General features: G+C 44.8%; 23 protein-coding genes. 6 read left to right on the top strand and 17 right to left on the bottom strand.

The features are described 5' to 3' along the window. Nucleotides 1-12: 12 nt before the first annotated feature. From ACZIX4_RS12820 to ACZIX4_RS12805, 4 genes are all read left to right on the top strand, one after another. Nucleotides 13-546, top strand: coding sequence for an SRPBCC family protein (locus tag ACZIX4_RS12820; RefSeq protein ID WP_463336037.1), 534 nt, complete (start codon nucleotides 13-15; stop codon nucleotides 544-546). A 1-nt stretch (nucleotide 547) separates the two neighbouring features. Continuing rightward, a complete protein-coding gene (locus ACZIX4_RS12815) occupies nucleotides 548-1,012 on the top strand; it encodes an SRPBCC domain-containing protein (protein ID WP_463336036.1) in 465 nt (154 codons plus the stop codon). Nucleotides 1,013-1,038: 26 nt separating this feature from the next. Next, complete coding sequence (locus tag ACZIX4_RS12810) at nucleotides 1,039-1,497, top strand: VOC family protein (RefSeq protein ID WP_463336035.1); 459 nt, start codon at nucleotides 1,039-1,041, stop codon at nucleotides 1,495-1,497. A 256-nt stretch (nucleotides 1,498-1,753) separates the two neighbouring features. Then, nucleotides 1,754-2,254: a DinB family protein gene (locus ACZIX4_RS12805; protein WP_463336034.1), complete on the top strand. Its 501-nt coding sequence runs from the start codon at nucleotides 1,754-1,756 to the stop codon at nucleotides 2,252-2,254. Nucleotides 2,255-2,257: 3 nt separating this feature from the next. Here ACZIX4_RS12805 and ACZIX4_RS12800 read toward each other — a convergent pair whose 3' ends face one another. From ACZIX4_RS12800 to ACZIX4_RS12790, 3 genes are all read right to left on the bottom strand, one after another. Beyond that, nucleotides 2,258-3,088 carry a zinc-dependent peptidase gene (locus ACZIX4_RS12800; RefSeq protein WP_463336033.1) on the bottom strand — a complete coding sequence of 277 codons (831 nt, stop codon included), beginning with the start codon at nucleotides 3,086-3,088 and terminating at the stop codon, nucleotides 2,258-2,260. A 91-nt stretch (nucleotides 3,089-3,179) separates the two neighbouring features. Next, nucleotides 3,180-3,980: a zinc-dependent peptidase gene (locus ACZIX4_RS12795; protein WP_463336032.1), complete on the bottom strand. Its 801-nt coding sequence runs from the start codon at nucleotides 3,978-3,980 to the stop codon at nucleotides 3,180-3,182. Between the two features lies 1 nt (nucleotide 3,981). Further along, entirely contained in the window at nucleotides 3,982-4,818 is an 837-nt protein-coding gene (locus ACZIX4_RS12790; RefSeq protein ID WP_463336031.1) for a zinc-dependent peptidase, read from the bottom strand. Nucleotides 4,819-4,946: 128 nt separating this feature from the next. On the opposite strand from ACZIX4_RS12790, the gene ACZIX4_RS12785 reads away from it, so the two are divergent. Beyond that, nucleotides 4,947-5,675 (top strand): hypothetical protein, encoded by a 729-nt coding sequence (locus ACZIX4_RS12785; RefSeq protein WP_463336030.1) that lies wholly within the window; start codon nucleotides 4,947-4,949, stop codon nucleotides 5,673-5,675. A 61-nt stretch (nucleotides 5,676-5,736) separates the two neighbouring features. On the opposite strand, the gene kynU is transcribed toward ACZIX4_RS12785, so the two are convergent. The 10 genes from kynU to rsgA all read right to left on the bottom strand — a co-directional run bounded on the left by kynU (nucleotide 5,737) and on the right by rsgA (nucleotide 16,493). Further along, entirely contained in the window at nucleotides 5,737-7,020 is a 1,284-nt protein-coding gene (kynU, locus tag ACZIX4_RS12780) for a kynureninase (RefSeq protein WP_463336029.1), read from the bottom strand. A gap of 149 nt (nucleotides 7,021-7,169) precedes the next feature. After that, nucleotides 7,170-10,565 (bottom strand): T9SS sorting signal type C domain-containing protein, encoded by a 3,396-nt coding sequence (locus ACZIX4_RS12775; protein WP_463336028.1) that lies wholly within the window; start codon nucleotides 10,563-10,565, stop codon nucleotides 7,170-7,172. 274 nt (nucleotides 10,566-10,839) lie between these two features. Further along, on the bottom strand, nucleotides 10,840-11,889 hold the full coding sequence (gene queA / locus ACZIX4_RS12770; RefSeq protein ID WP_463336027.1) for a tRNA preQ1(34) S-adenosylmethionine ribosyltransferase-isomerase QueA: 1,050 nt from the start codon (nucleotides 11,887-11,889) through the stop codon (nucleotides 10,840-10,842). A 118-nt stretch (nucleotides 11,890-12,007) separates the two neighbouring features. Further along, nucleotides 12,008-12,340, bottom strand: coding sequence for a hypothetical protein (locus tag ACZIX4_RS12765; RefSeq protein WP_463336026.1), 333 nt, complete (start codon nucleotides 12,338-12,340; stop codon nucleotides 12,008-12,010). Between the two features lie 180 nt (nucleotides 12,341-12,520). After that, nucleotides 12,521-13,837: a 3-phosphoshikimate 1-carboxyvinyltransferase gene (locus ACZIX4_RS12760; protein ID WP_463336025.1), complete on the bottom strand. Its 1,317-nt coding sequence runs from the start codon at nucleotides 13,835-13,837 to the stop codon at nucleotides 12,521-12,523. Nucleotides 13,838-13,842: 5 nt separating this feature from the next. After that, entirely contained in the window at nucleotides 13,843-14,052 is a 210-nt protein-coding gene (locus ACZIX4_RS12755) for a hypothetical protein (protein WP_463336024.1), read from the bottom strand. Continuing rightward, the gene (locus tag ACZIX4_RS12750; RefSeq protein ID WP_322622906.1) at nucleotides 14,052-14,378 is read right to left on the bottom strand and encodes a nucleotide pyrophosphohydrolase; all 327 of its coding nucleotides are present in this window, start codon (nucleotides 14,376-14,378) and stop codon (nucleotides 14,052-14,054) included. Before ACZIX4_RS12750 ends, ACZIX4_RS12755 begins: the two co-directional genes overlap by 1 nt. Before the next feature lie 96 nt (nucleotides 14,379-14,474). Further along, entirely contained in the window at nucleotides 14,475-14,957 is a 483-nt protein-coding gene (locus tag ACZIX4_RS12745) for a hypothetical protein (RefSeq protein WP_463336023.1), read from the bottom strand. 109 nt (nucleotides 14,958-15,066) lie between these two features. Then, nucleotides 15,067-15,519 (bottom strand): D-aminoacyl-tRNA deacylase, encoded by a 453-nt coding sequence (dtd, locus tag ACZIX4_RS12740; protein ID WP_463336022.1) that lies wholly within the window; start codon nucleotides 15,517-15,519, stop codon nucleotides 15,067-15,069. Beyond that, on the bottom strand, nucleotides 15,519-16,493 hold the full coding sequence (gene rsgA / locus ACZIX4_RS12735) for a ribosome small subunit-dependent GTPase A (protein ID WP_463336021.1): 975 nt from the start codon (nucleotides 16,491-16,493) through the stop codon (nucleotides 15,519-15,521). Before rsgA ends, dtd begins: the two co-directional genes overlap by 1 nt. A gap of 264 nt (nucleotides 16,494-16,757) precedes the next feature. On the opposite strand from rsgA, the gene ACZIX4_RS12730 reads away from it, so the two are divergent. Next, entirely contained in the window at nucleotides 16,758-18,080 is a 1,323-nt protein-coding gene (locus ACZIX4_RS12730) for a phophatidylserine decarboxylase associated domain-containing protein (protein WP_463336020.1), read from the top strand. Nucleotides 18,081-18,266: 186 nt separating this feature from the next. Here ACZIX4_RS12730 and ACZIX4_RS12725 read toward each other — a convergent pair whose 3' ends face one another. From ACZIX4_RS12725 to ACZIX4_RS12710, 4 genes are all read right to left on the bottom strand, one after another. Next, a complete protein-coding gene (locus ACZIX4_RS12725) occupies nucleotides 18,267-19,349 on the bottom strand; it encodes a chorismate mutase (protein ID WP_463336019.1) in 1,083 nt (360 codons plus the stop codon). 170 nt (nucleotides 19,350-19,519) lie between these two features. After that, nucleotides 19,520-20,368, bottom strand: coding sequence for a prephenate dehydrogenase (locus ACZIX4_RS12720; protein WP_463336018.1), 849 nt, complete (start codon nucleotides 20,366-20,368; stop codon nucleotides 19,520-19,522). A gap of 74 nt (nucleotides 20,369-20,442) precedes the next feature. Then, nucleotides 20,443-21,588 (bottom strand): pyridoxal phosphate-dependent aminotransferase, encoded by a 1,146-nt coding sequence (locus ACZIX4_RS12715; RefSeq protein WP_463336017.1) that lies wholly within the window; start codon nucleotides 21,586-21,588, stop codon nucleotides 20,443-20,445. After that, nucleotides 21,585-22,445: a prephenate dehydratase gene (locus ACZIX4_RS12710; RefSeq protein WP_463336016.1), complete on the bottom strand. Its 861-nt coding sequence runs from the start codon at nucleotides 22,443-22,445 to the stop codon at nucleotides 21,585-21,587. The genes ACZIX4_RS12715 and ACZIX4_RS12710 overlap by 4 nt, the downstream gene beginning before the upstream one ends. Between the last annotated feature and the right edge of the window lie 299 nt (nucleotides 22,446-22,744).

The raw sequence follows: 22,744 nt of genomic DNA, 5'->3' as shown, positions 1-22,744 counted from the left end.
AAACATAACATCATGAAAATTTTAAAGAAAATCGGGATTGCTATACTTGTAATCATTGTATTGCTGCTGGTTATAGCGCTGATACTGCCAAAAGAATACAAAGTGGAGCGTGAAGTGGTGGTGAACAAACCCGTAGCCGAAGTGTTTGACTACGCCCGCCACCTGAAAAACGGCGACGAATACAGCGTTTGGAACATGGGCGACCTGAATAAAAAACAGACTTTTAGCGGTACCGACGGCGAAGTGGGCTTCATCAACGGCTGGAAAGGCAATGATAAAGTGGGCGAAGGCGAACAGGAAATAAAAGCCGTAGACGTAAACAAGCGTATGGATGTGGAAGTACGTTTTAAAAAGCCGTTTGAAAGCACCATGCAGGGCTATACCTTAACCGAAAGCATTGATCCGAATAAAACAAAACTGGTATGGGGCTGTACCGGCGAAAGCCCGTTCCCGTGGAACATCATGAATTTTATGATGGATGGTATGCTGGGTAAGGATATACAGCAGAACCTTGACAATATGAAAGCTAAAATTGAAGAACAATAATATGGAAGCTACCCTTTTGCCACAACCTGCGGAATGCATTATACTTAGCAGCCGTAGCTTTCCATTTGGGATTGATCCGGTGTACAAGGCATGGACAGAACCACAATGGCTTGCCCAATGGTGGGGGCCTGAAGGCTTTACCAACACCTTCCATGAATACGACCTGCGTGTGGGAGGCAAATGGGATTTTACCATGCACGGCCCTGACGGGAAGGACTATAAAAACCTGAGTGAGTTCGTTTTGATTGAACCGGGCAAACGACTGGTTTGGAACCATATTACACCGCCGGTATTCCAGATTGATGCTTCGTTTACCGAAACTGAACCGGGAAGTACGCTCGTTACCTTTAAAATGGTTTTTGAAACACCCGAAGCCGCCGGGAACCTGCGGAGCTTTTGTCTGGAAAAAAACGAGGAAAACTTCGACAGGCTACACACTGCATTGCTACATATAACAAACAATTAATATCAAACAAAAAAGAACAAACAGTTATGAAAGCACTTAACCCGTATTTGAACTTTAACGGCAACACCGAAGAAGCTTTTAACTTTTACAAAAGCGTGCTGGGCGGAGAATTTGCCATGCTGATGCGCTTTAAGGATGTCCCAGCCGATGTGCCTATGGACGGCTGCGTAGAAGGCGAGCCATCTAAAGACGAAAGCAACCTGATAATGCACGTGGCCCTGCCGATAGGCAACAACGTGCTTATGGGCAGCGACGTACCAAGCCACATGGCACAAGCCGTTACCGGAAGCAACACATCGCTGAGCATACATGTGGAAAGCCGTGAAGAAGCTGACCGTGTTTTTGCAGGACTTAGCGAAGGCGGAAGCATAGCCATGCCGTTGGGCGACATGTTTTGGGGCGATTATTTCGGGATGCTTACGGATAAGTTTGGCATCCAGTGGATGGTAAACCACAGCACAGGCCACCAGCCGCCAAGGGACTAACATCATTTATTAAAGGAGATAAAAGCCTGCTTCGACACGCTCAGCATGACTTTTACCTCCTTTTAATTTCAATGAAAATTTATTTGGATATACAGTCTGGCTTGTCGAAGACGACGGTATATACAAATAAATCAAGTTATTAAAGAATACATAAAACAAATAATTAGTAACCAGCAATTCAATCATCATTCAGAGTGGAAAGCCTCCTTTTGTAAAAAAGAGGGGGCTGTTTTTTTAAACCAAAAAAGATACTACCATGGAAAATTTAACCCAACAACTGGACGGCGCACTGAGCCAAACCATAAACCTGCTGAGCAGCATGAGTGAAGATGCCATAAACAAAGCGCCGTTTGCAGGCAGCTGGACAGCCGCGCAGGTAGCCAGGCATTTATACAAATCGCAAAAAGGTACCGATGCCATGATGTTGCAACCGGCAGGTGAGGCAGGCAGGGACCCGGGGGAACGTATTGAAAACTACAAGGAGATACTTACCAACTACGAGCACAAAATGGAGTCGCCTGATTTCCTTGTGCCTGAAGAGAAGGAGTATGATAAGGACAAGCTTATCAACGCGCTGGAAGAAGTGAAAGGTGAAATACTGCCCGTTATTGACACTGCCAACCTTAATGAGCTGGCTCCCATAGGCGACGAAACACCTCTAAAAGGCAGCACCAAACTGGAAATAGCACACTTTATACTGTACCATACTATACGGCACAACAGGCAGATAGAAAAGATTAAGGAACTGCTGAACTAAACGTTAGGCTGCTTTGCGGTAGTTTACCATAGTGGCTACCATACCATACAGCACAGGAAGTTTACGGCTGAATTCGTCAGGGGTTTCAAAGAAATATTCCAGCGTTACGGCCATAAACTCCTGTTCGTTTTTATAGGCATAATGCCTGAAATAGTTGGCATTCACTATTTCAATAAGGTTTTCTTCTACCAGTATATACTCCACAATTTTTCGGTACATATCGGCATACATATCACCGCCTGCCCCAAAATTCTTATTAAGCGAACCTGTATGTATTACGTGTGCAAACTCGTGCAGGCCCAGGTTTACACTATTGGCCGTAAAATCAAGCCCTGCCTCAAAATGCGGCCAGCTGAACACCACTGCCCCTGCCGGCTGGTTAAACTCGGCAAAATGGTAATTGCCCGCCATACGCGAACGGTACACATCAGGATAGAGTATAATCACATTAAACAGGTCGGTAATATAATGGCGCAGCCCAAAGGTAAGTATCACCCAGGTAGCGGCTATTTTCAATCTCATTTCATCGGTAACATCCAGCCCGTCGCGGCCTATGAACTTGTATTTCTTCATGAATGTGGAAACACGGTGCTGAAAGTACTGTTTGTGCTCATCAGAAAGTTCGCTGTAAAACCTAAATTCATTTTCAAGCACTATCTGTGCGTAAGGCGGAAGTTTCCTTTTTATGGGGTAAAAGTGTACCACGGCAGGCTTGCGGTATGCCAGTAAATAGGCCGATTCTGCAAACTTTGCAGACAAATAAAACACCAGCAGCCCCACCATAAGGGCTACAAAGACAAGGCCGATAATTTGTGAAGTAGCAATTGCAAGCACTGTACAAGATATTAATTTCTAAAGATAAACATTTTACCCGAATATGGGTTACAATTAATTAACGCATAGGGTGTTAATTTAGTATACTGCCTTATACCGGCTTGTAGTTTACCATTCGGGCAATATGCCTGTACAGCCCCGGCAGTGATTTTTTAAATTTTTCGGGGGTTTCAAAAAAATGTTCCAGTGCAATAGCCATAAATACTTCGTTACTGCTAAAGCCCTCATAGTCAAAATAACCCGATTCCGTAATCCTGGCACGGTGGCGGGGATTATCAAGATACACCTGAAGTTTGTCGTACAGGGTAGAATAAAGGGAAGCCGTAGCATCAGACTCATCTTCTACCCTATACCATAAATGCAGCACCCGGGCAAACTGGTACAGACCTATGTTTATATTGTCGTTATCATACTCCAACCCGGCATCAAACTCGGCCCAGGAAAACACCACAGCCCCCGCCCTTGGGTTAAATTCACTGTTCCGCCAGTCGCCGGTTGCGGTCTCAAAAGTATCCGGGTAAAGTATTACCGCCTCAAAATAATCGGTAAGGTAACTGCGCATCCCGAAGGTAAGCATCACCCATGTGGCGGCAACTTTTATCCTTACTTCCGTAGTAACTTCTACCCCACGCCCGGCTACGGTATACTTATCTGTAAACGACTTTACCCTGTGCCTGAAATAGGCTTTGTGCTTTTCATCAAGCCTTTGGTAAAATGAAAAATGCTTTTCAAGCACATCGCGTTCTTCAGCAGTAATATCGAGCTGTGTACGGTAATAATGTACAAAGGCAGGTTTTTTAAACACCATCATATAAGCCGAATCAGCAATACTGCCAATGAGGTAAAAAATAACACCGGCTACAAGTAAAACAACGATTACTACTACTATCATGCTACACGGGTTTATAGTTTATCATCCTGGAAATAATGGTATACAATTCGGGTAATTTTTCGCGAAATTCCTGCGGGGTTTCAAAGAAACTTTCAAGCGTTACAGCCATAAATTCGTGCTGGTTTGTAAAGGCATAATTACGCAGGTAGCCCAGTTGCGCCAGGTTGTGCAGTATATGGGGCTGGCTGATGTAGGTAATAACCTCATCAAACTTTGTAGCGTACAGCTCTCCCGAAGCACCGCCTTCATCAGTAGCAGTAGCACATACATGGAGCGCATGCGAAAACTCGTGCAGGCCCAGGTTCAGGTTGTCTGTACCGTATTTAATGCCTTCCTCAAAATGTTTCCAGCTGAACACTATGGCAGCAGCCGGATGGTTAAACTCGCCCTTATGGCGTAGCCCTGTAGCAGTACTTTCATATACATCAGGAAAGATAATGATGTGTTGGAATACATTCGGCAAATAATACCGCATGCCAAAAGTAAGCATCACCCAGGTGGCGGCTACCTTAGCTTTCATTTCGGGGGTTACTGCTATCCCATCGCGCCCGTGGAATTCGTACTTATCCATAAAGCCGTGTACCCTGTGGCGGAAATATTTCTTCTGTTTTTCGGGCAGGTTGCGGTAAAAAGAAAACTCTTCCTGCAACATTTGCTCCAAATCAGCAGGCAAACCTTTTTTCACTAAATAAAAATGCACATACACCGGCCTGCCAAACATACGTACCCACAGGGTTTCTAAAGTATCGCGCAACAGGTATGCAAACAAAAACAGTGCAAGCCCTATAAACATAAGGCACACAATGATAAGAAAAACAAGCGCGGTGGTGTCTCGCATACGGTGTTTGTTTTGGCATGGTAATGTAAGGAAAAACAGGGCTATTTCATTTTTGGCAGGTAAATTAATTTAGCCATATTTTCCTATTTTTGATGAAGTACAAATACAACCTTTATAACCAATACATCATGACTGATAATAAGCTGTTTGAGAATACAGAAGAAATTATGAACTGGACATATCCGGGCGCAACCTTATACTACAAAGATTGTGACATGGACGATACTGTACTAACTCAATTTAAAACAGGAAGTATACTGAGAAACGGCTATTTCCTTGATATGAGTTCTTTTGGCGGCGGCATGGTATTTAATACCCGTTTTTTAATTGCATCATCTAAAGCTGCAAAGCTCTATGAAGTGAATCCGGACAACACACGTTATGGTCATTGCTGTATTAATGTAGATGGCTACTTTAAGATACTTGATATATATGAACTGAAAGGAAAAACCCAGATATTTTTACTGCACATACCGGCTAAGGCTGTTCAGTATTTTAACCAGGTAACATCAAATATTGATGAAGATTTTATAAAAAAAGCCAGGCTAAGTTTCGATACAAAAATAGACATGGAGCCCATAAAAGAGCTATTGGAGCCATTTTGGGTTGAGAGGACAAATTTCCCTGTGGGAATGGACGGCTATAACAGGTTTTACCCATTAGATTCAGTTTCTAATCTTACAAAAGAATCACTGCCCCTTAATATCAGTATACGCAAGCTAACCGGCGATATCTCTGAGATTAACATACCTGAGCCTATAACAGTCAATACAAATGGTAATGTACACCTTGATATCAATATCACCAAAAAGGAGGAAAAAAAAGGTTTTTGGGATAGATTATTCGGTAGAAACTAAATGATATAATACGGCTATAAAAAACAAAATCCCCGAAAAATATTTTTCGGGGATTTCCATGTTACTTCTTATGCGATAAAATACCGGCTTTAAGCACCTGCCCAAACTCGTACATATCTTCAAACGAGCAGTACAATGGTACGGGTGCCAGGCGTATAACATTCGGTTCGCGCCAGTCTACAATAACACCTGCTTTCATAAGGTAGTCAAACAGCTGGCGGCCTTCGCCGTGCAGGAATACCGAAAGCTGGCAGGCACGTTCTTTAGGTTCTGCCGGGGTTATAATTTCGAAATGGCCGTTAACCTCGCGGTCTATTTCGTGCAGTATAAACTCAAGGTAAGCCGTTATGCGGTCGCGTTTATCTATAAGTGCAGGCATGCCCACCTCATCAAACATTTCTACCGATGCAAGGTACGGTGCCAGTGATATCACCGGGAGGTTACTTATTTGCCAACCCTCGGCACCACGAACCGGGTCAAACTGCGGCTCCATAAGGAAACGGCGCTGCTTGTTGTGACCCCACCATCCGGCAAAGCGCGGCAGGTCGGTATCGTTATGGTGCATTTCGTGTACAAATATACCCGATGCATTACCCGGGCCTGAGTTCATATATTTATAGCTGCACCATGCAGCAAAGTCTACGTTCCAGTTGTGCAGCTCCAGGTGTATGTTACCCGCAGCGTGTGCCAAATCCCAACCTACATATGCACCGGCATCCTGGGCAGCCTTGGTTATGGTTTTCATATCAAACACCTGACCGGTGTAGTAGTTAACACCACCTATAAGCAGCAGGGCAAGCTCATCGCCCACTTCGGCTATTTTAGCCAGTACATCCTCAAGGCGGATGTTGTGCTCTCCCGGCCTGCGCTTTATTTCCACTATGGCATCGGCAGGGTCGTACCCATGGAATTTCACCTGGCTTTGTATCATGTACTGGTCGCTCGGGAACGCTTTTTCCTCACAAAGGATTTTAAAACGCTTTGCCGTAGGCCTGTAAAACGACACCATAAGCAGGTGCAGGTTTACGGTAAGGGTGTTCATTACGGTAACCTCGCTTGGCAGTGCGCCTACAATTTTGCTCAATGGTTGTGCAAAACGTTCCTGGTAATCCCACCACGGCTTATTGGCATAGAAATGGCCTTCTACGGCAAGATTTGCCCAGTCTTCCATAATTTCATCTACGTAAGCCTTGGTGCGTTTTGGCTGCAGCCCCAGTGAGTTCCCGGTAAAGTAAATAACCTGTTTGCCGTTAACGTGCGGAAAGATAAACTCATCCCTGTATTTGGCCAGCTTATCCTGTGCGTCGAGTTGTTTTGCGTAGTCGCGTGTATTTTGAAAGTCCATTTTGTTGTGTTTGTGTACGGTGCAAAAATAGAGAAATAAATTATGATGCTGCTATAAAACCCTGTCTCCGCTTGCCAAATACAAAAAACTAAGAAACCCCTGTCCGTTTCCGGTACAGGGGTCTCCGTTTCTATAATAAGTAGTGTGTATTATTTAAGTATCACTTTCTTCTCAGAAGTTTTGCCGTTTTCAAGCATTACCTTAACGATAACTACCTGCTGGCTTGCTGTTACGCTTCCGTTGAAAGTAGTGCTGTTTACGTTAGCTTTGTTAAGCAGTTCCCTTCCAAGTATGTCATAAGCAGCTACTGATTTTATAGGCTCGTCAGATACTACTTTAAGCTGGCCGTCTGTACCGTATATGATTACGCTGTTTTGTGTAAGCTGAGGCGTATCTGTACCCAGTGCCTGTGCGCTGTATACCATTTTGAAACGCTCGTTGAAAACACCTTCTTCTGTTGTAAAAGTGTAAGCACCGTTTTTAAGGTTGAATACAAGGCCTTCTACAGTATCCCAAACATATATTGGCTGTTCGTTTCCGGCGAAGATACCATCGGCATCGGCAAGCGATATGGTGAATGCACCTGCAGTGTTTGCCTTAATACCCATAGGTACTATGTCAAGGTTTTCAAACTCAGGGCGTGCCTGTATAGCCAGGTTGTTTTCGCCTTGTACCGAGTAGATGTTGATGTTGTTATCTACAAACGATTTTCCGTCAAGTCCGTTGTCATAGTCAAGTGTCGCTTCGGCAGTGTAGCCTATTGCAGCCTGGGTAAACGCACCGTTAGTATCGGTTATGTTAAGGTAGTACTTAGAAGACTGTACAGTTTGTGCTGCCGACTTAAAGAACTGGTTACCGCTGTTACCGTGCCTCATGCTGTTAGTAAACACTACGTTTCCGCCGTTTTTAGCTTTTACTATAAAGCCCTGTCCTGTGTTAAGGTAACCGTTAGGGTTTACTGCAAAATCATTTTCACCACCCGGGGCAGAGTTTGCCACATAAGCAAACTTGGTAAGTATAGTGTAGGTGCTTTGTGTAGCGTCGTTCGTTTTCCTCCAGAACCAAAGTGTACCTTCTATGTTGTTTGCGTTAGCATCTATAAATGCACTTACACTTATTGGCGATGGGTAAGGGTTACCTATGGCGTTATAGTTTTTCCAGGTATCATCATAAGCCAGCGCTTTTGTAATGGTACCGTTGTGCGGTGTACCTGTAAATGTACCTTCAAACACGGTAGCTGTTGTAGCAGAGTGGTTGTTTGGTGTACGGATTAGGTAACCTTTAGCCAGTTCAAAGTTGTTTTGGCAAGATACCGGCTGGTAGTAACCGTTTGAAGTGTTGTACTCATAAAAACGGGTGGTTACCGTATTTGGTGAGAAAGCAAGCAGCTGCTGGTTGTCTACCGGCGAAGACCATAAGGTGTAATCCAGCCTTTTTAGCTTAGAGCTGTTACGGTGTACTACTATGTTACCTTCGTTAGCCACATCATCAGTTTGTATAAGGGCAGCTTTGTTTTGCAGTACCATTTGTGCAGTGGCATCTACTGTTACTTTACCTTTTACAGTAAGGTTTACATCAGTGTTTACCGTAAATACCGCTGTGTTTTTTACCTGGCAAGAACATACGTTAAGATCTGTTTCAAGGGTAAGGTCTGCTTGTACTTCAATTGCAGATTCTGCTGTTGGTGTGCTGCTCCAGCTACCGTTCCATACTACAGCAGCAGGTACGTTTAGTGCAAGTGCAGGTGTGTTAAGCTGGTTGCAGCTGCCGTTTTGTACTACAGCCCTAAAGTATTTAGTAGCAGTAAGCATACCTATTTCGGCCGGTGTAAGCACAGCGTTAGTGCTGGCTATGTTTGTTACGTTTTGTGTAAAGGCAGCATCGGTAGCCGATTGCCATTTTATGATGCTTCCGCTGTAGCCGCTTAGTGTTATGGCACCCGGAACGCTGTTTTTACATACTGTAGCGTTAGCTGTAGATAGTGTACCTGCTACAGTGTTTACAGCATTTAGCGTATAATAAGCCGCTGATGTATAGCTGTTGCAAAGTGTATTTTTTATACGTACCCAGTAAACTGTTGTAGCCTGTGGTGCTACAGATATTGAAGCTGTAGTAGCATTTGCTATAATGTTAGAGCCTGCACTGTTACCAGTACCCCACTCGTATACTGCGCCACCGCCAAGGGTACCGCCCTGTGTTGTAAGGGTAGCGCTGCCGCCACACTGTGTAGATGCAGGGCCTGTTATAGATGATGGTGCTACACTTGGGGTAGTAAGCTGTGTCATTACCAGGGTAGCCCAGCTGTCGCCGTTAGCTTCTTTAAGCCTGAATTCTATAGTAGATGTTGGCCCAAGTGTATAGGTACCTACCACTTCATTTACCTCATTAGCGCCGCTCCAGCCTGTTTTTTGCCATACTTTAGAACCGTCTATGTAAAGCTCAGCATCGTCATCCCAACGTGTAATGGTAAGTTTGTATGAACCGCAGTCAAACCCCTGGCGCTTGTATACCAGTAGGAAATTATCATTAGTCACTGTACAGCCTGAATAACCTGCTGCCGCTGATGGCGAAAGTGTTTTAGACCAGTTGTTAGTACCTGTAGTAGTATCAAAACCTAAAGTGTTTTGTGTATAGTAACCCATATAAGCCGCACCCGAAAGTGTAATATTGCTGCCTGTGTAAGCATAAGCATTCCATTTGTAGCTGCCGTAAGTAGTTGGGTCACCAGGCGAAGGGGTTACCTGTACTGTAGTGCTTACTGCATCGCTGTAAGTAGTACAGTTATTCATGTTGTTAAGCCTTACCCAGTATGTAGTAGTAGCTGTAGGGCTTACAGTAAGTGTAGAAGCAGTAGCACCTGAAATGATACCCTGGCCTACAACAGTACCTGTACCCCACTGGTACACGGTGTTTCCGGCTGCGTAGCCGCCTGCTGCGGTAAGCGTGGTAGAAGTTACGCCACAGCTAAGGTTAGTAACACCTGTTATAGATGTAGGCGCAGCTGTAGGGGTAAATTTAAGCGCACCATTAGCGCCACCGCCTGCCTCACGTACCCTTACCTCTACTTTAGAGTTTTCGTCAAGGTCGTAAGTACCTACTACGTCATTAGTAACGCCACCGCTCCAGCCGGTTTTGCTCCATACCTGGGTGCCGTTAACATATACTACTGCGTCGTCATCCCAACGGGTCATGGCAAGGGTATACCTTCCGCATGGGAAACCTTTACGCTTATATACAAAAGTAAAATTGTCATTGCTTATAGTACAGCCCTGCCAGTTAGATGCAGATGATGGAGAGTAATCGCTGCCCCATGCTGTAGTAGAGTCGAAAGTAAGGCCGCTCTGTGTGTAGTAGCCTTTGTAGGTAACGCCGCTAAGGTTAATGTTAGCGCCGCTGTAGCCGTATACGTTCCAGGTGTTGCTTCCGAACACCGACGGATCGCCTACTGCTGTACACTGTGCATTTGCATTAAAACCAAAAAGCATTGTAACAACAAAAAGGAATGCGAATAAATTTCCGTTTGTTTTGTTAGGTAGAAGTTTCATTATATAAGGTAATTTTTAGTGGACTATTTACACTGCGAAAGTACCCCGCCAATGCGCCTTTTGGGGAAATATTCGGCTAAGCAGGTATTGTGTGCCGACAAAACGACGGTAAATGTCGACGAACGGTAAATTAACCCGAATTATACTTACAAAATGAATATTTAATTACCGTTTAACAGCACATGAAATATCACAAAACACCAGTAAAACCAAAGAAAAAAGGCTGTTCCCCCATGTAGGAAACAGCCTTTTTGCTATTCGTCGATAAACGGTATTACAGTATCAGCATAGCATCGCCATACGTATAAAAACGGTAACCTTCTTTTACCGCTTCTTCGTACGCTTTTTTCATAAGGTCGTGACCCATGAATGCCGAAATCATCATCAGCAGGGTACTCTTAGGCGTGTGGAAGTTGGTAACCATACAATCGGCCACGCTAAAGTCATACGGAGGGAAGATGAACTTATTCGTCCAGCCCACATACGGGTTAAGCGTTTTAGACGATGAAACAGAGCTTTCCATAGCACGCATGGTAGTAGTACCTATGGCACATACTTTATGCTTGCTTACTTTGGCTTTGTTTACAATATCGCAGGCTTCCTGTGTAATGATAAGCTCTTCAGAGTCCATTTTGTGCTTACTAAGGTCTTCCACCTCTACCGGGTTAAAAGTACCAAGGCCTACGTGCAGGGTAATCTCGGCAAAATCAAGCCCCTTTATCTCCAGCCTCTTAAGCAGGTGCTTAGAGAAGTGAAGGCCGGCAGTAGGCGCCGCTACAGCACCTTCTTCCTTAGCGTAAATGGTTTGGTAACGCTCAGCATCCTCAGGTACCACCTCACGGTTAATGTACTTAGGTATCGGTGTTTCACCAAGCTCGGTAAGCTTGTTACGGAACTCCTCATAGCTACCATCGTAAAGGAAACGTAGTGTACGCCCACGGCTGGTGGTGTTGTCTATAACTTCTGCCACAAGGCTGTCGTCATCGCCAAAGTACAGTTTGTTACCTATACGTATTTTACGGGCCGGGTCTACCAGCACGTCCCAAAGGCGCTGCTCGCTGTTAAGTTCCCTAAGCAGGAAAACTTCAATACGGGCGCCGGTTTTTTCTTTATTACCGTAAAGGCGTGCAGGGAATACCTTGGTGTTGTTCAGCACCATAACATCGCCTTCGTCAAAATAATCAATAATATCTTTAAACAGGCGGTGCTCTATGGTACCCGTTTTGCGGTCTACCACCATAAGCCTTGATTCGTCCCTGTTTTCTACCGGAAATTCTGCCAAAAGTTCTTTCGGCAGGTTGAAATTGAAGTTAGATAATTTCATTTCTCTATTTTAAATTGCCTGCAAATATACTATCGTGAAACAGGCGTTGTCAAGTGTTTTGGGATTTATTTTTAGCGGTTAGCTTTTAGCGGACAGCTTTCAGCAATCAGCAGTCAGCTTAAAACTGAAGATATTTTTCTTTCCTGATACCGGCCTGCTCCAAATCCTTGACAATTTGCGTAATTTCATCATTACCCCAACCGTCAAAAGTCCTGCCTATAGGCATAAAAATCCGCTCGCCCCTGTAATATAAAGACAGCATACGTTCGGTTCCGGATTTCAGCCCTGTAGCATACGGATCGTTGTAATAAGACAAGGACTCTGCTTTATAAAACATGGCTTTCTTTTTAAAACTTTCCCAGTAGTAAAAAGTAATACCGTCTTCCTTAAAATAAATAGCCCTTAGTTTTTTAAGATAAAATTCCTGAGCCGAAACAAAGAATAATACCATTACTAAAAAGGGGGTAAAAATCCATTCTTTAGCAATAAAAGCTATAAAAATTAAAGGAAATGCAATAGCTACAGCAAACCTGTAATAAATGTAATTCCGTTTTCTTTTGTAAAGCATGTTTTTAGCAGTTAGTTATAGCGTTCAGCTAGCAACCCGTCACAATAGGCTAAAAGCTGAAAGCTAATGGCTGAAAGCTTTAACCTCAAACCCCAGCTTCTTCATATCTTCCCAAAACGTAGGGAACGACTTGCTCACTACCCCGGCATCCTTCACCACAAAAGGTACTTTCAGTGCCAGCGGTGCAAACGCCATAGCCATGCGGTGGTCGTTATAGGTGGCGATGGCAACGGCCTCCCCCATCCCCTCCAAAGGAGGGGTGCCGGCTTCACTCAAACCTTCTCTGTCTGTTGGATTTTGAGTGAAGCTCTCCCCCCTCTCCTTTGGAGAGGGGCCGGGGGTGAGGCTCAAACTGTCATTGGTAACCGTTACCTCAGCACCGAATTTACCCAGCTCGGTTTTAAGGGCTTCGAGCCTGTCGGTTTCTTTTATTTTAAGGGTATGCAACCCTGTTAAGTGGCAACCGATACCTAATGCAAAACAGGTCACTGCTATGGTCTGTGCAATGTCGGGTGTGTTGTTTAGTTCAAAGTTTAAAGTTCCAGGTTTAAAGTTTTGCTTACTCAGTGTAATTTCATTCCTCGAAAATTTAGTCTCAACTCCAAATTCCCTGTAAATTTCAGCCAAAGCACTATCGCCCTGCAAACTGTTTTCTTTATATGACGATAGCGTAATGCTTGTACCTATTTCACTTAACGCCACAATGCTGTAAAAATACGATGCCGAACTCCAGTCGCTTTCTACAACAATGGTTGCCGGTTGTTGGTTGTTGGTTGTTGGTTGTACCGTAATGGTATTACCATCAAACGTATTTTCTATACCCACTTCGTCCAGCAGGCCAAGGGTCATTTTTATATAGGGTATGGATGTAAGTTCACCTTCAAGGGTAAGTTCCAACCCGTTTTCGAGCTTGCCCGCTATAAGCAGCAATGCTGTAATGTATTGGCTACTTACATCGGCTTTTATGGCTGCCTTGCCACCGGCCAGCTTTTTACCGTTTATTTTTAACGGCGGATACCCCTCATTGCCTGCATATTCTATATCGGCGCCCAGGCTGCGCAGTGCATCTACCAGTACACCTATGGGGCGTTCCTGCATGCGCTGGCTGCCGGTAAGCAGTACGCTGCGGCCTTCGCTTTGCGCAAAATACGCTGTAAGGAAACGCATGGCCGTGCCCGCATGGTGTATGTCTACCACATCGGCTGTACTGGCCAGTGCGCCCTGCATGGCTATGCTGTCGTCGCTCTCTGATATGTTTTGTATGCTGATGCCCGGGTATAGTGCCTGTAACAGCAACAGCCTGTTGGTTTCGCTTTTACTGCCTGTTACTTTTACCGAAGATGATTGTACCGGCCCGGGGCAACTTATTTTTATATCCATGTCATTTACTTTTTTGAAGGGCTGTTTTCCTGCTTCTTTTTCCTTTTCATGAAAAACACCTGTGCGGCGGTTATTAATACGGTCCACAGTAAAATGAACCACCACCTGAAGCCCTTATCACCCGACGTTACCGCTTCTATAAGGCACCCTATACCAAAGTTGATAAGGGCTGCGGTAACCACGTTGGCTACTTTTATCTTTGAACAAGTTTCCATTACTTCAGTTTCTCGTTATTGTGGTGGCGGTCGTGGTCGCGTTTGGTTTTAAGATCCATTTTCTTGTCAAACGCCGCCTGAAGGTCTACACCGGTTTGGTTGGCCAGGCACAGCACTACAAACACCACATCTGCAAGCTCCTCACCCAGGTCTTTGTTTTTGTCGCTTTCCTTTTCGCTTTGCTCGCCATAGCGGCGGGCTATAATGCGGGCTACCTCCCCTACCTCTTCGGTAAGTTGGGCCATATTGGTTAGCTCGTTAAAATAGCGTACGCCGTGTTCTTTTATCCAGTTGTCAACGTCGAGTTGCGCGTTTTTTATATCCATTGCTGTTGTACTATTGAAAAGTTGTAAAGTTACAAAGTTAGGCGAACCTGCTTAAACTTTTATTCGATTGAAGTATTACTAAATGCGTCTACCAAATCAACCATATCCATTCACAACTAAATGTGTGTATGTACCTAAAGTCACATTCACTTCTACATGCCAGTAGCAAGACCCTCCGTCTGCAACCTGAATCAGGATTGTTTTCCACGCATCTAATATGGTTTTGCCGGTATCATCTTTAAATTCAAAGGTTTTACATAAGGCATTTATATAAATTATTCTTTCACCTTCTTCATTTATATAGCATACATATTGTTTGTAATACTTACTTATTTTTTCAAAATTACCGTCTTTAATAAAATAAAACTTGCCTTCAGCAACTGCTTTCTTAAGAATCTCATCAACTTTGTCCAAGTCCGTTTTATTTGGTTCCCAGCTATTAAATTTCTGACCATATAACCATTTGACGGATGTCGTATCGCGAATAATCGCAATACGGGAATCTGCAAGTTTCACCTGCCCAAAAACATCACATATTGATAGTAAAACAAAAAATCCGAGGAATAGTAATTGTCTCATATAACTTGGTATAAACAAAAAAGCAGGGCTTTTGCACCCCTGCTTAAATTTATGACTTTTTCAGTTTAATATTTCCTGTTTCTTTTTACGCTTTTTCAGAACTGAATTTTTATTCCCTGTTTTTGGTATCAATCAGTATCGTCACGGGGCCGTCATTCAGCAATTCAACTTTCATATCAGCACCAAAACGTCCGGTTTGTACCGGCTTGCCCAGTTCCGTTTCCATCTGCTTAATAAAAGCTTCATATAATGGTATGGCCACTTCTGGCCTTGCTGCTTTAATGTAGCTGGGACGGTTGCCCTTTTTGGTAAGGGCATGCAAGGTAAACTGGCTCACCACAATGACATCGCCACCGGCTTCCTGCACCGAAAGGTTCATTACACCGTCGGCATCGCCAAAAATACGCAGCTTTACAATCTTGGCCGCCAGCCAGTCGATATCTTCCTGCGTGTCGGCATCTTCAATACCCACCAAAACCAAAAGCCCGGTTTGTATATCGGCTGTCTTTTCGCCCTCTATGGTTACCGAGGCGCGGGTTACACGTTGTATTACGGCGCGCATTATTCTTCTGTATTGTCGTTATTTTTACCGTCGGCATAAATATCCTGGCGGTAATGCTCGTCGTCGCCTTCCAGCATTTTCAGGTAGTTCTGGTAACGGCTCCAGGCTATTTCGTCGTTTTCAAGCGCTTCTTTTACGGCACAGTGTGGCTCCTCCTTATGCAGGCAGTTGTTAAACTTACACTGGTCTTTCAGCGCAAAGAATTCCGGGAAATAATCGCCCAGCTCGTCCTTCTCCATATCTACGATACCGAAACCGCGTATGCCCGGCGTATCGATAATTTTTGCACCAAAATCAAGGTCGAACATCTCGGCAAAGGTAGTGGTATGCTGGCCCTGGCTGTGCTGTTCGCTTATGGCCTTGGTCTTCAGCTCAAGCCCCGGTTGCAATGCATTAACCAGTGTGCTTTTACCCACACCCGAATGCCCGCTGAACATGCTTACGCTGTCTTTCATTTCGGCCTTCAGTTCGTCTATGCCTTTCCCGCTCATGGCCGATACCCGCAGGCATTTGTAACCAATGCGGCTGTATATAAACTGAAGGTACAACTGCTCATCGAGCATGGCATCGTCAAAAGTATCTATTTTGTTGAACAGCAAAATGGCCTCTACCCCGTATGCTTCGGCAGTAACCAAAAAACGGTCGATGAAGCTGCTGGTGGTAGGCGGGTTGTTTATGGTAACGATAAGAAAGAGCTTATCGATGTTTGCTGCAATGATATGCACCTGCTTGCTCAGGTTTACCGACTTACGGATGATGTAGTTCTTACGCTCATGGATGTTGTGGATAAGCCCGGTAACGGTATCTGCGGTTTCGTCAAGTTCAAAATCCACCACGTCGCCTACCGACACGGGATTGGTACTCTTAATGCCCTTAATGCGGAACTTGCCCTTAATGCGGCATTCGTACACAGCGCCGTCTTCGGTTTTTACCGAATACCAGCTTCCCGTAGATTTATACACCAGTCCTGTCATGCCACAAAGATAGCAATACGCCCCTAAAAAATACCGTACCTACATGAAAGTTATCCTGAAACGGGTAAGGCTATATTTTACTTAATTATTTATTCCAAGGCAGTTTTACGTATACTCCCGCCACATCAAAACAGGTAATTCTACGCTCACATAAACCTTTTACGTTTGGTAGCTTTGTAAGAAACAACACCAAACCATCCACTAAAAGCGTATTCCCAGAACAGAAAATAAACGATTTTTAACCATTAATGACTAACTGACACTATGAAACACACGCGCTACAGGGTGGGCAAATGGTTGCCCTCAGACAGGGATTTCCTAAACAACTGGATTGCAAAAAAAGCCCGGCAGGCAAAGGACAAAAACGCAGCACTAAGCCCCACAGTTGCCGCACTGCGTGATGCCATTTATGCCGACCCCATTTTATACATGGGTTTCGCCGGTATGTACGACCAGATTCCGCAAGGATATAATGAGCAGGTGAAGAATTTTGAAACCATGCTTCAAATCATGGACCTGGTGCTTACCGAAGCACCTGCCTACAGCGTGATTGAAGACCAGATAGGCTTGGTAGGCTTCCCCATAAATGCCATACTGGACTGGGCCATGGGCACCACCGCAGGCTATATGACGTTCACTAACCCCATAGTAAACCAAAAACTGCGCAACATACTGAACGAATGGAAAAAATTCCTGCAATCTGAAGCTTCAAAATACGTGCTGGTAGACGGCCCCGTTTATCCCTGCAACCCGGATTATGACAACCCGATAGGTTGGTTTTCACCCGAAGCGCTGGAAGCCATTGCTGCTATGGATCCGCTGCGTGGGCAGGGCAATGACCCACAGGATGCATTGGCTAATTTTATCTATAACTACAAGTGCGATATTACCAAACCTAACCTGGGCTATACCAGCTGGGACAACTTTTTTACCCGCGAGTTTAAACCGGGCATAAGGGAAGTAGCTACTGAAGATAAGGACTGGAATGTGATAGTAAATGCCTGCGAATCGGCGCCGTATAATTGTGTGACCAATGCCAAAATGAAGGATAAGTTCTGGATGAAAGGGCAGCCCTATTCACTACAGGATATTATGGCAAACCACTACCTGGCAAATAAATTTGGCGATAACAGCACCGTTTACCAGGCGTTTCTTTGTGCCAAAACCTACCACAGATGGAACAGCCCTGTAGACGGCACTATCGTAGAAATACAAAACGTACCCGGCACCTATTACTCTGAAGCGCCCGTAGAGGGTTACGATCCGGCAGGACCAAACGACTCACAGGGGTACATAGCCGAAATAGCTGCACGTGCGCTTATATTTATAGAGAGCAGCAACCCGGCCATAGGTCTTATGTGCTTTGTAGCCATAGGCATGGCAGAGGTTTCCAGCTGCGAAATTACTGTAGAACCGGGCCAGTATGTAAAAAAAGGCGACCCGATAGGTACCTTCCATTTTGGTGGGTCTACGCACTGCCTTATTTTCAGGCCGGGTGTTAACCTCCAGTTTGATTTCCACGACCAGACACCGGGGCTAAACACCAGCAACATCCCCGTAAAAGCACGGATAGCAGTAGTAAAATAAATGTTTCTGTTCAATAAGGGTTATTGAAAAACGAGGGCGTATCAAAGGTTCCATTTCGACCGCAGCGAAGCGGAGTGGAGAAATCTCAAAATTCTAATTTAAAGAGATTTCTCCTATCGTCGAAATGGAACACCCGGTAGTAATTACTACTTTTGAGACGACCTCGTTTTGCTTTCAATTATTATACTATTTATTGATAACCTTTTCCTGGTGGCTGATACTTTCCTGGTGTATCGCCTTGAAAATATCTACAATAAAGTCTTCATTCAGGCCTTTCTCTTTACCCTGCGCAGTCATTTTTTCCAAAATCTCGCTCCAGCGCTTGTTTTGAAGTACGGCTACGTTAAACTCCTTCTTCAGCCCACCTATCTGCTCCGATACCTTCATACGCTTACCCAGCAGGTCGATGATTTTGTTGTCGTACTCGTCTATATTAATACGCAGTGCCGCCATTTTGCTGTCGTAGTCGGCATTGGCTTCGGTTTCCTTACGCACACGCAGGTCTTCAAAAATCTGCTTCAGCTTAGTAGGGGTTACCTGTTGGGCAGCATCGCTCCATGCGTTGTCCGGGTCTGTGTGCGTTTCTATGATAAGCCCGTCGTAGTTCAGGTCAAGTGCCTGCTGGCTTACCTCCTGAATCATATCGCGGCGGCCGGTAATGTGGCTTGGGTCGCAAATAAGCGGCAGGTCAGGAAACTTATTCTGTAGCTCAATAGCCAACTGCCACTCCGGTATGTTACGGTATTTTGTTTTTTCGTACGTAGAAAACCCACGGTGAATAACACCAAGTTTTTTAATCCCTGCATTGTACAAACGTTCAACCCCACCAAGCCACAGGGCAAGGTCCGGGTTTACCGGGTTTTTAACCAAAACGATTTTATCAGTCCCGGCAAGCGCATCGGCTATTTCCTGTACTGCAAAAGGGTTTACGGTAGTACGTGCGCCTATCCACAGCACATCAATATCATGCTCCAGAGCCAGTTTCACGTGGGTAGCATTCGCCACCTCGGTAGCCATAAGCAGTCCGGTTTCGGCTTTCGCTTTTTGCAGCCACTTCAGGCCGATGGCGCCTACGCCTTCAAATCCACCCGGGCGGGTACGCGGTTTCCAGATACCGGCACGGTATACGCTTACATCACTATCTTTAAGCTCATGGGCTATTTTTAAAACCTGTTCCTCAGTCTCGGCGCTGCACGGACCCGCAATAACCAGCGGGTGTGTTAGTTTAAAATCATCTAACCAGGTGCGTAGGGCGGTGCTATTTTCCATAACTCTTTATTTTATATTTTTTATTGTCTATTTTTTATTGACCACGGGCGTTGCCCGGGGCATTATTATCCACGGGCGTTGCCCGAGGCTATTGTACGCGACCCTTTCAGGGTCGGAAGGGGCGGTTTGCACAGGCAGAACTACAAACTATAAACCATGAACTACAAACCTTATTTAATCCCGTTCAATATATCCTTTATCCTGTTTGTATCTTCCATTTCCTGGAATATCCCTTCAAAATCCTCCTTTTCAAGCAGCTGCTGGAAGTTCTGTAAATTGGCGATGTACAGCCTCAACGCTTCGGCAACATTGCCTTTATTTTCTTTAAAGATGCTTGCCCAGGTGGTAGGCGAACTCTTGGCAAGCCTTACCGTACTGGCGAAACCACTACCCGCCATATCAAAGATGTCGCGCTCGTCTTTCTCTTTTTCGATAACCGTTTTACCCAGCATAAACGAACTGATGTGCGACAGGTGCGATACATAGGCGATGTGCGTATCATGCGACACCGGATCCATATAACGGATGCGCATACCTATTTTTTTAAACAATTCCAATGCTTTTTCCTGTAACTTAAAGGCTGTTTTTTCTACCTCGCAAATGATGTTCGTTTTACCGTTAAACAACCCATGAATCGCCGCCGACGGCCCACTGAACTCAGTACCCGCTATGGGGTGCGTGGCGATGTAATTGCGCCTCCTGGGGTGGTTTTCCACAGCTTTGCAAATTGCAGCTTTGGTAGATCCGGCATCAAACACTATGGTTTCATCCTTAATAGTATCCAACACCTCAGGCAAAAGCGTAGCTATGTAGTTTACCGGCGTGGCAAGGATAACCCAATCGGCTGTTTTAATATCCTCAAACGTACCTGCATGGCCTATAATCCCAAGCAATAACGCTTCTTCAGCATGCTTTTCATTGGCATCAATCCCCGTTATTTTACAATCCGGATAAGCCTGTTTAATATCTAAAGCTATTGAACCTCCTATCAGTCCAAGACCTATTATGGTTACATTCATTTTTTTTGGTTTAAAGTTTCAGGTTTAAAGTTTCAAGTTTTGGGCGTCCTAAACATTGAACTTTAAACTTTAAACTAAAATCGATTAATCGCTTCGCTTATCGTTTCTTCTGTTGCGCAAAGCGAAAACCTTACATATCCCTCGCCTGCACTGCCAAACACCGTACCCGGCGTCAGGAAAATGTGCTTATCGTACAAAATGCTGTCTACATAGGGTTCAGCTTTTTCTATGCCCTCGGGTAACTTTGCCCAAACGAACAAGCCAGCAGTATCACGATTATAGGTACAACCTAACTTATCCGCCAGGGTAAAAATGAGTTCGCGCCTTTTGCCGTATACTTCATTCAATTGTTCAAACCATTCGTTACTGCTGTTCAGTGCGGCAATGGCACCTTTTTGAATACCGTAAAACATACCACTGTCCATGTTGCTTTTCACTTTCAGTACGGCATCAATAAGTTCAGCGTTGCCCGAAACCATCCCCACGCGCCAGCCTGCCATATTAAAGGTCTTGCTCAACGAGTTCAGTTCCAATGCCACATCTTTCGCACCTTCCGCCTGGAATATTGACAATTGCTCGGTATTCAACACAAAACTGTATGGGTTGTCGTTTACCAATAGTATGCTGTGCTTTTTGGCAAAGTCGACCAACTTTTGCAGCATGGCTTTACTCCCTTTAGCTCCCGTAGGCATGTGCGGATAGTTGACCCACATTATTTTTACACCGGTCAAATCCAGCTGCTCCAACGCCTCAAAATCAGGCTCCCAATTGTTGGCTTCGCTCAGGTTGTAGTAAACAGGTTCGCCACCCACCAGCTTCGTTGCCGATGTATAGGTAGGATAGCCGGGATTAGGTATCAGTACCTTGTCGCCTTCATTAAGGAATGCCATACTGATGTGCATTATCCCTTCCTTGCTGCCCATAAGCGGCAGGATTTCATTATTCGGGTTAAGCAGCACTTCAAAATGCCCTAGATAAAACCCTGCCATTGCGGCCCGCAATTCGGGCAGGCCCTGATAACTTTGGTACTCGTGGGCTTTGGCATCATTAAACGAACCCGAAATCGCATCGAGTACCGCCTGAGAGGGTGGCAAATCAGGGCTACCAATCCCCATATTGATTACCTTTTTACCTTCCGATATCATCTGGCGCACTTCCCTCAGCTTCCCGCTGAAGTAGTATTCCTTTACCTCATCAAGCCTTTTGGCCGCTGTTATCATAGCTTTGCATTTTTATATTCGCCCAGTACCTTAAACTGGGTAGTCATCAGTTCTAAAATCGATTTTGCCTTTTGGTAGTGCTTGTATTTTTCAAACACCAGATCTACAAAAAAGGAATACTTAAAAGGCGTTTCGGCTATCGGCATGCTTTGTATTTTACTCAGGTTAAGCTTGCAGTTGTTCATAACATTCAGCACCGTAGCCAGGCTGCCGGGCGTATCTTCAAGCGTAAATTTTACCGATGCCTTGTTTATTTCTTCTGCCGGAAGAACATTGTTTTGGGTTTTTACAATCACAAAACGCGTCTGGTTGTTCTGTATATTATGGATGCCTCCCGCCAACACCTCCAACCCAAACAACTCTGCCGCAATGGGGCTGCCTATGGCTGCTATACCTTTTAAGTTTTTCTCAAAAATATAGCGTGCGCTTTCGGCAGTATCGGCGCTTTCAACTAACTTAATATGCGGGTACCTGCCCAAAAAATCCGTGCACTGCAGCAGCGCCATAGGGTGTGAGTGTACCTCGGCAATATCACTCAGGGTTTGCCCCGGCAGCGCCATCAGGTTCATGCTGATGTTCAGGTAATGCTCGCCGATGATGTGCAGGTTGTTGTTGTCAATCAGCGCATAATTCGGGATGATGCTCCCGGCTATGGAGTTTTCCAGCGCCATGATGCCCAGGCCTGACTCCTTAGTTACAAGGCTTTGCACCAACGCAGGGAACGACATGCACTCGGCAAGTGGCGCTTGGTTGCCAAACCACACCCCGGCTACCTGGTGGTGGAAACTCCCTTTAATACCCTGTATCGCAATTTTGGTGGCTACCCCCGTAGCAGCTGTTGTTTCTGTTGTATTCATTTTCAGGCAAAAAAAAATCCCGATTTGCATCGGGATTATATATCTGTTTGTATAATTTCTGTTTTTATTACACAGCCACATAACCCCTGTCCTCGTTCCAGAAGAAATAAAAATAGGTGTTATAAAAAATCGTGCTGTTCATATCTACTATGTGTATGGGGCTAATTTAGTAATTATTTTTATACACGCAAGCGGTTTTTAACTTTTTTGAGAAAAAGTGTTGTTTTTCATTAAGCCACGAATTTCACTAATCCACACAAATTATTTGTGAAAAGATTCGATTAGTGAAAATTCTTGAA

Source organism: Flavobacterium niveum (assembly GCF_055231775.1).
This window is presented reverse-complemented; position numbering and strand designations above follow the sequence as displayed.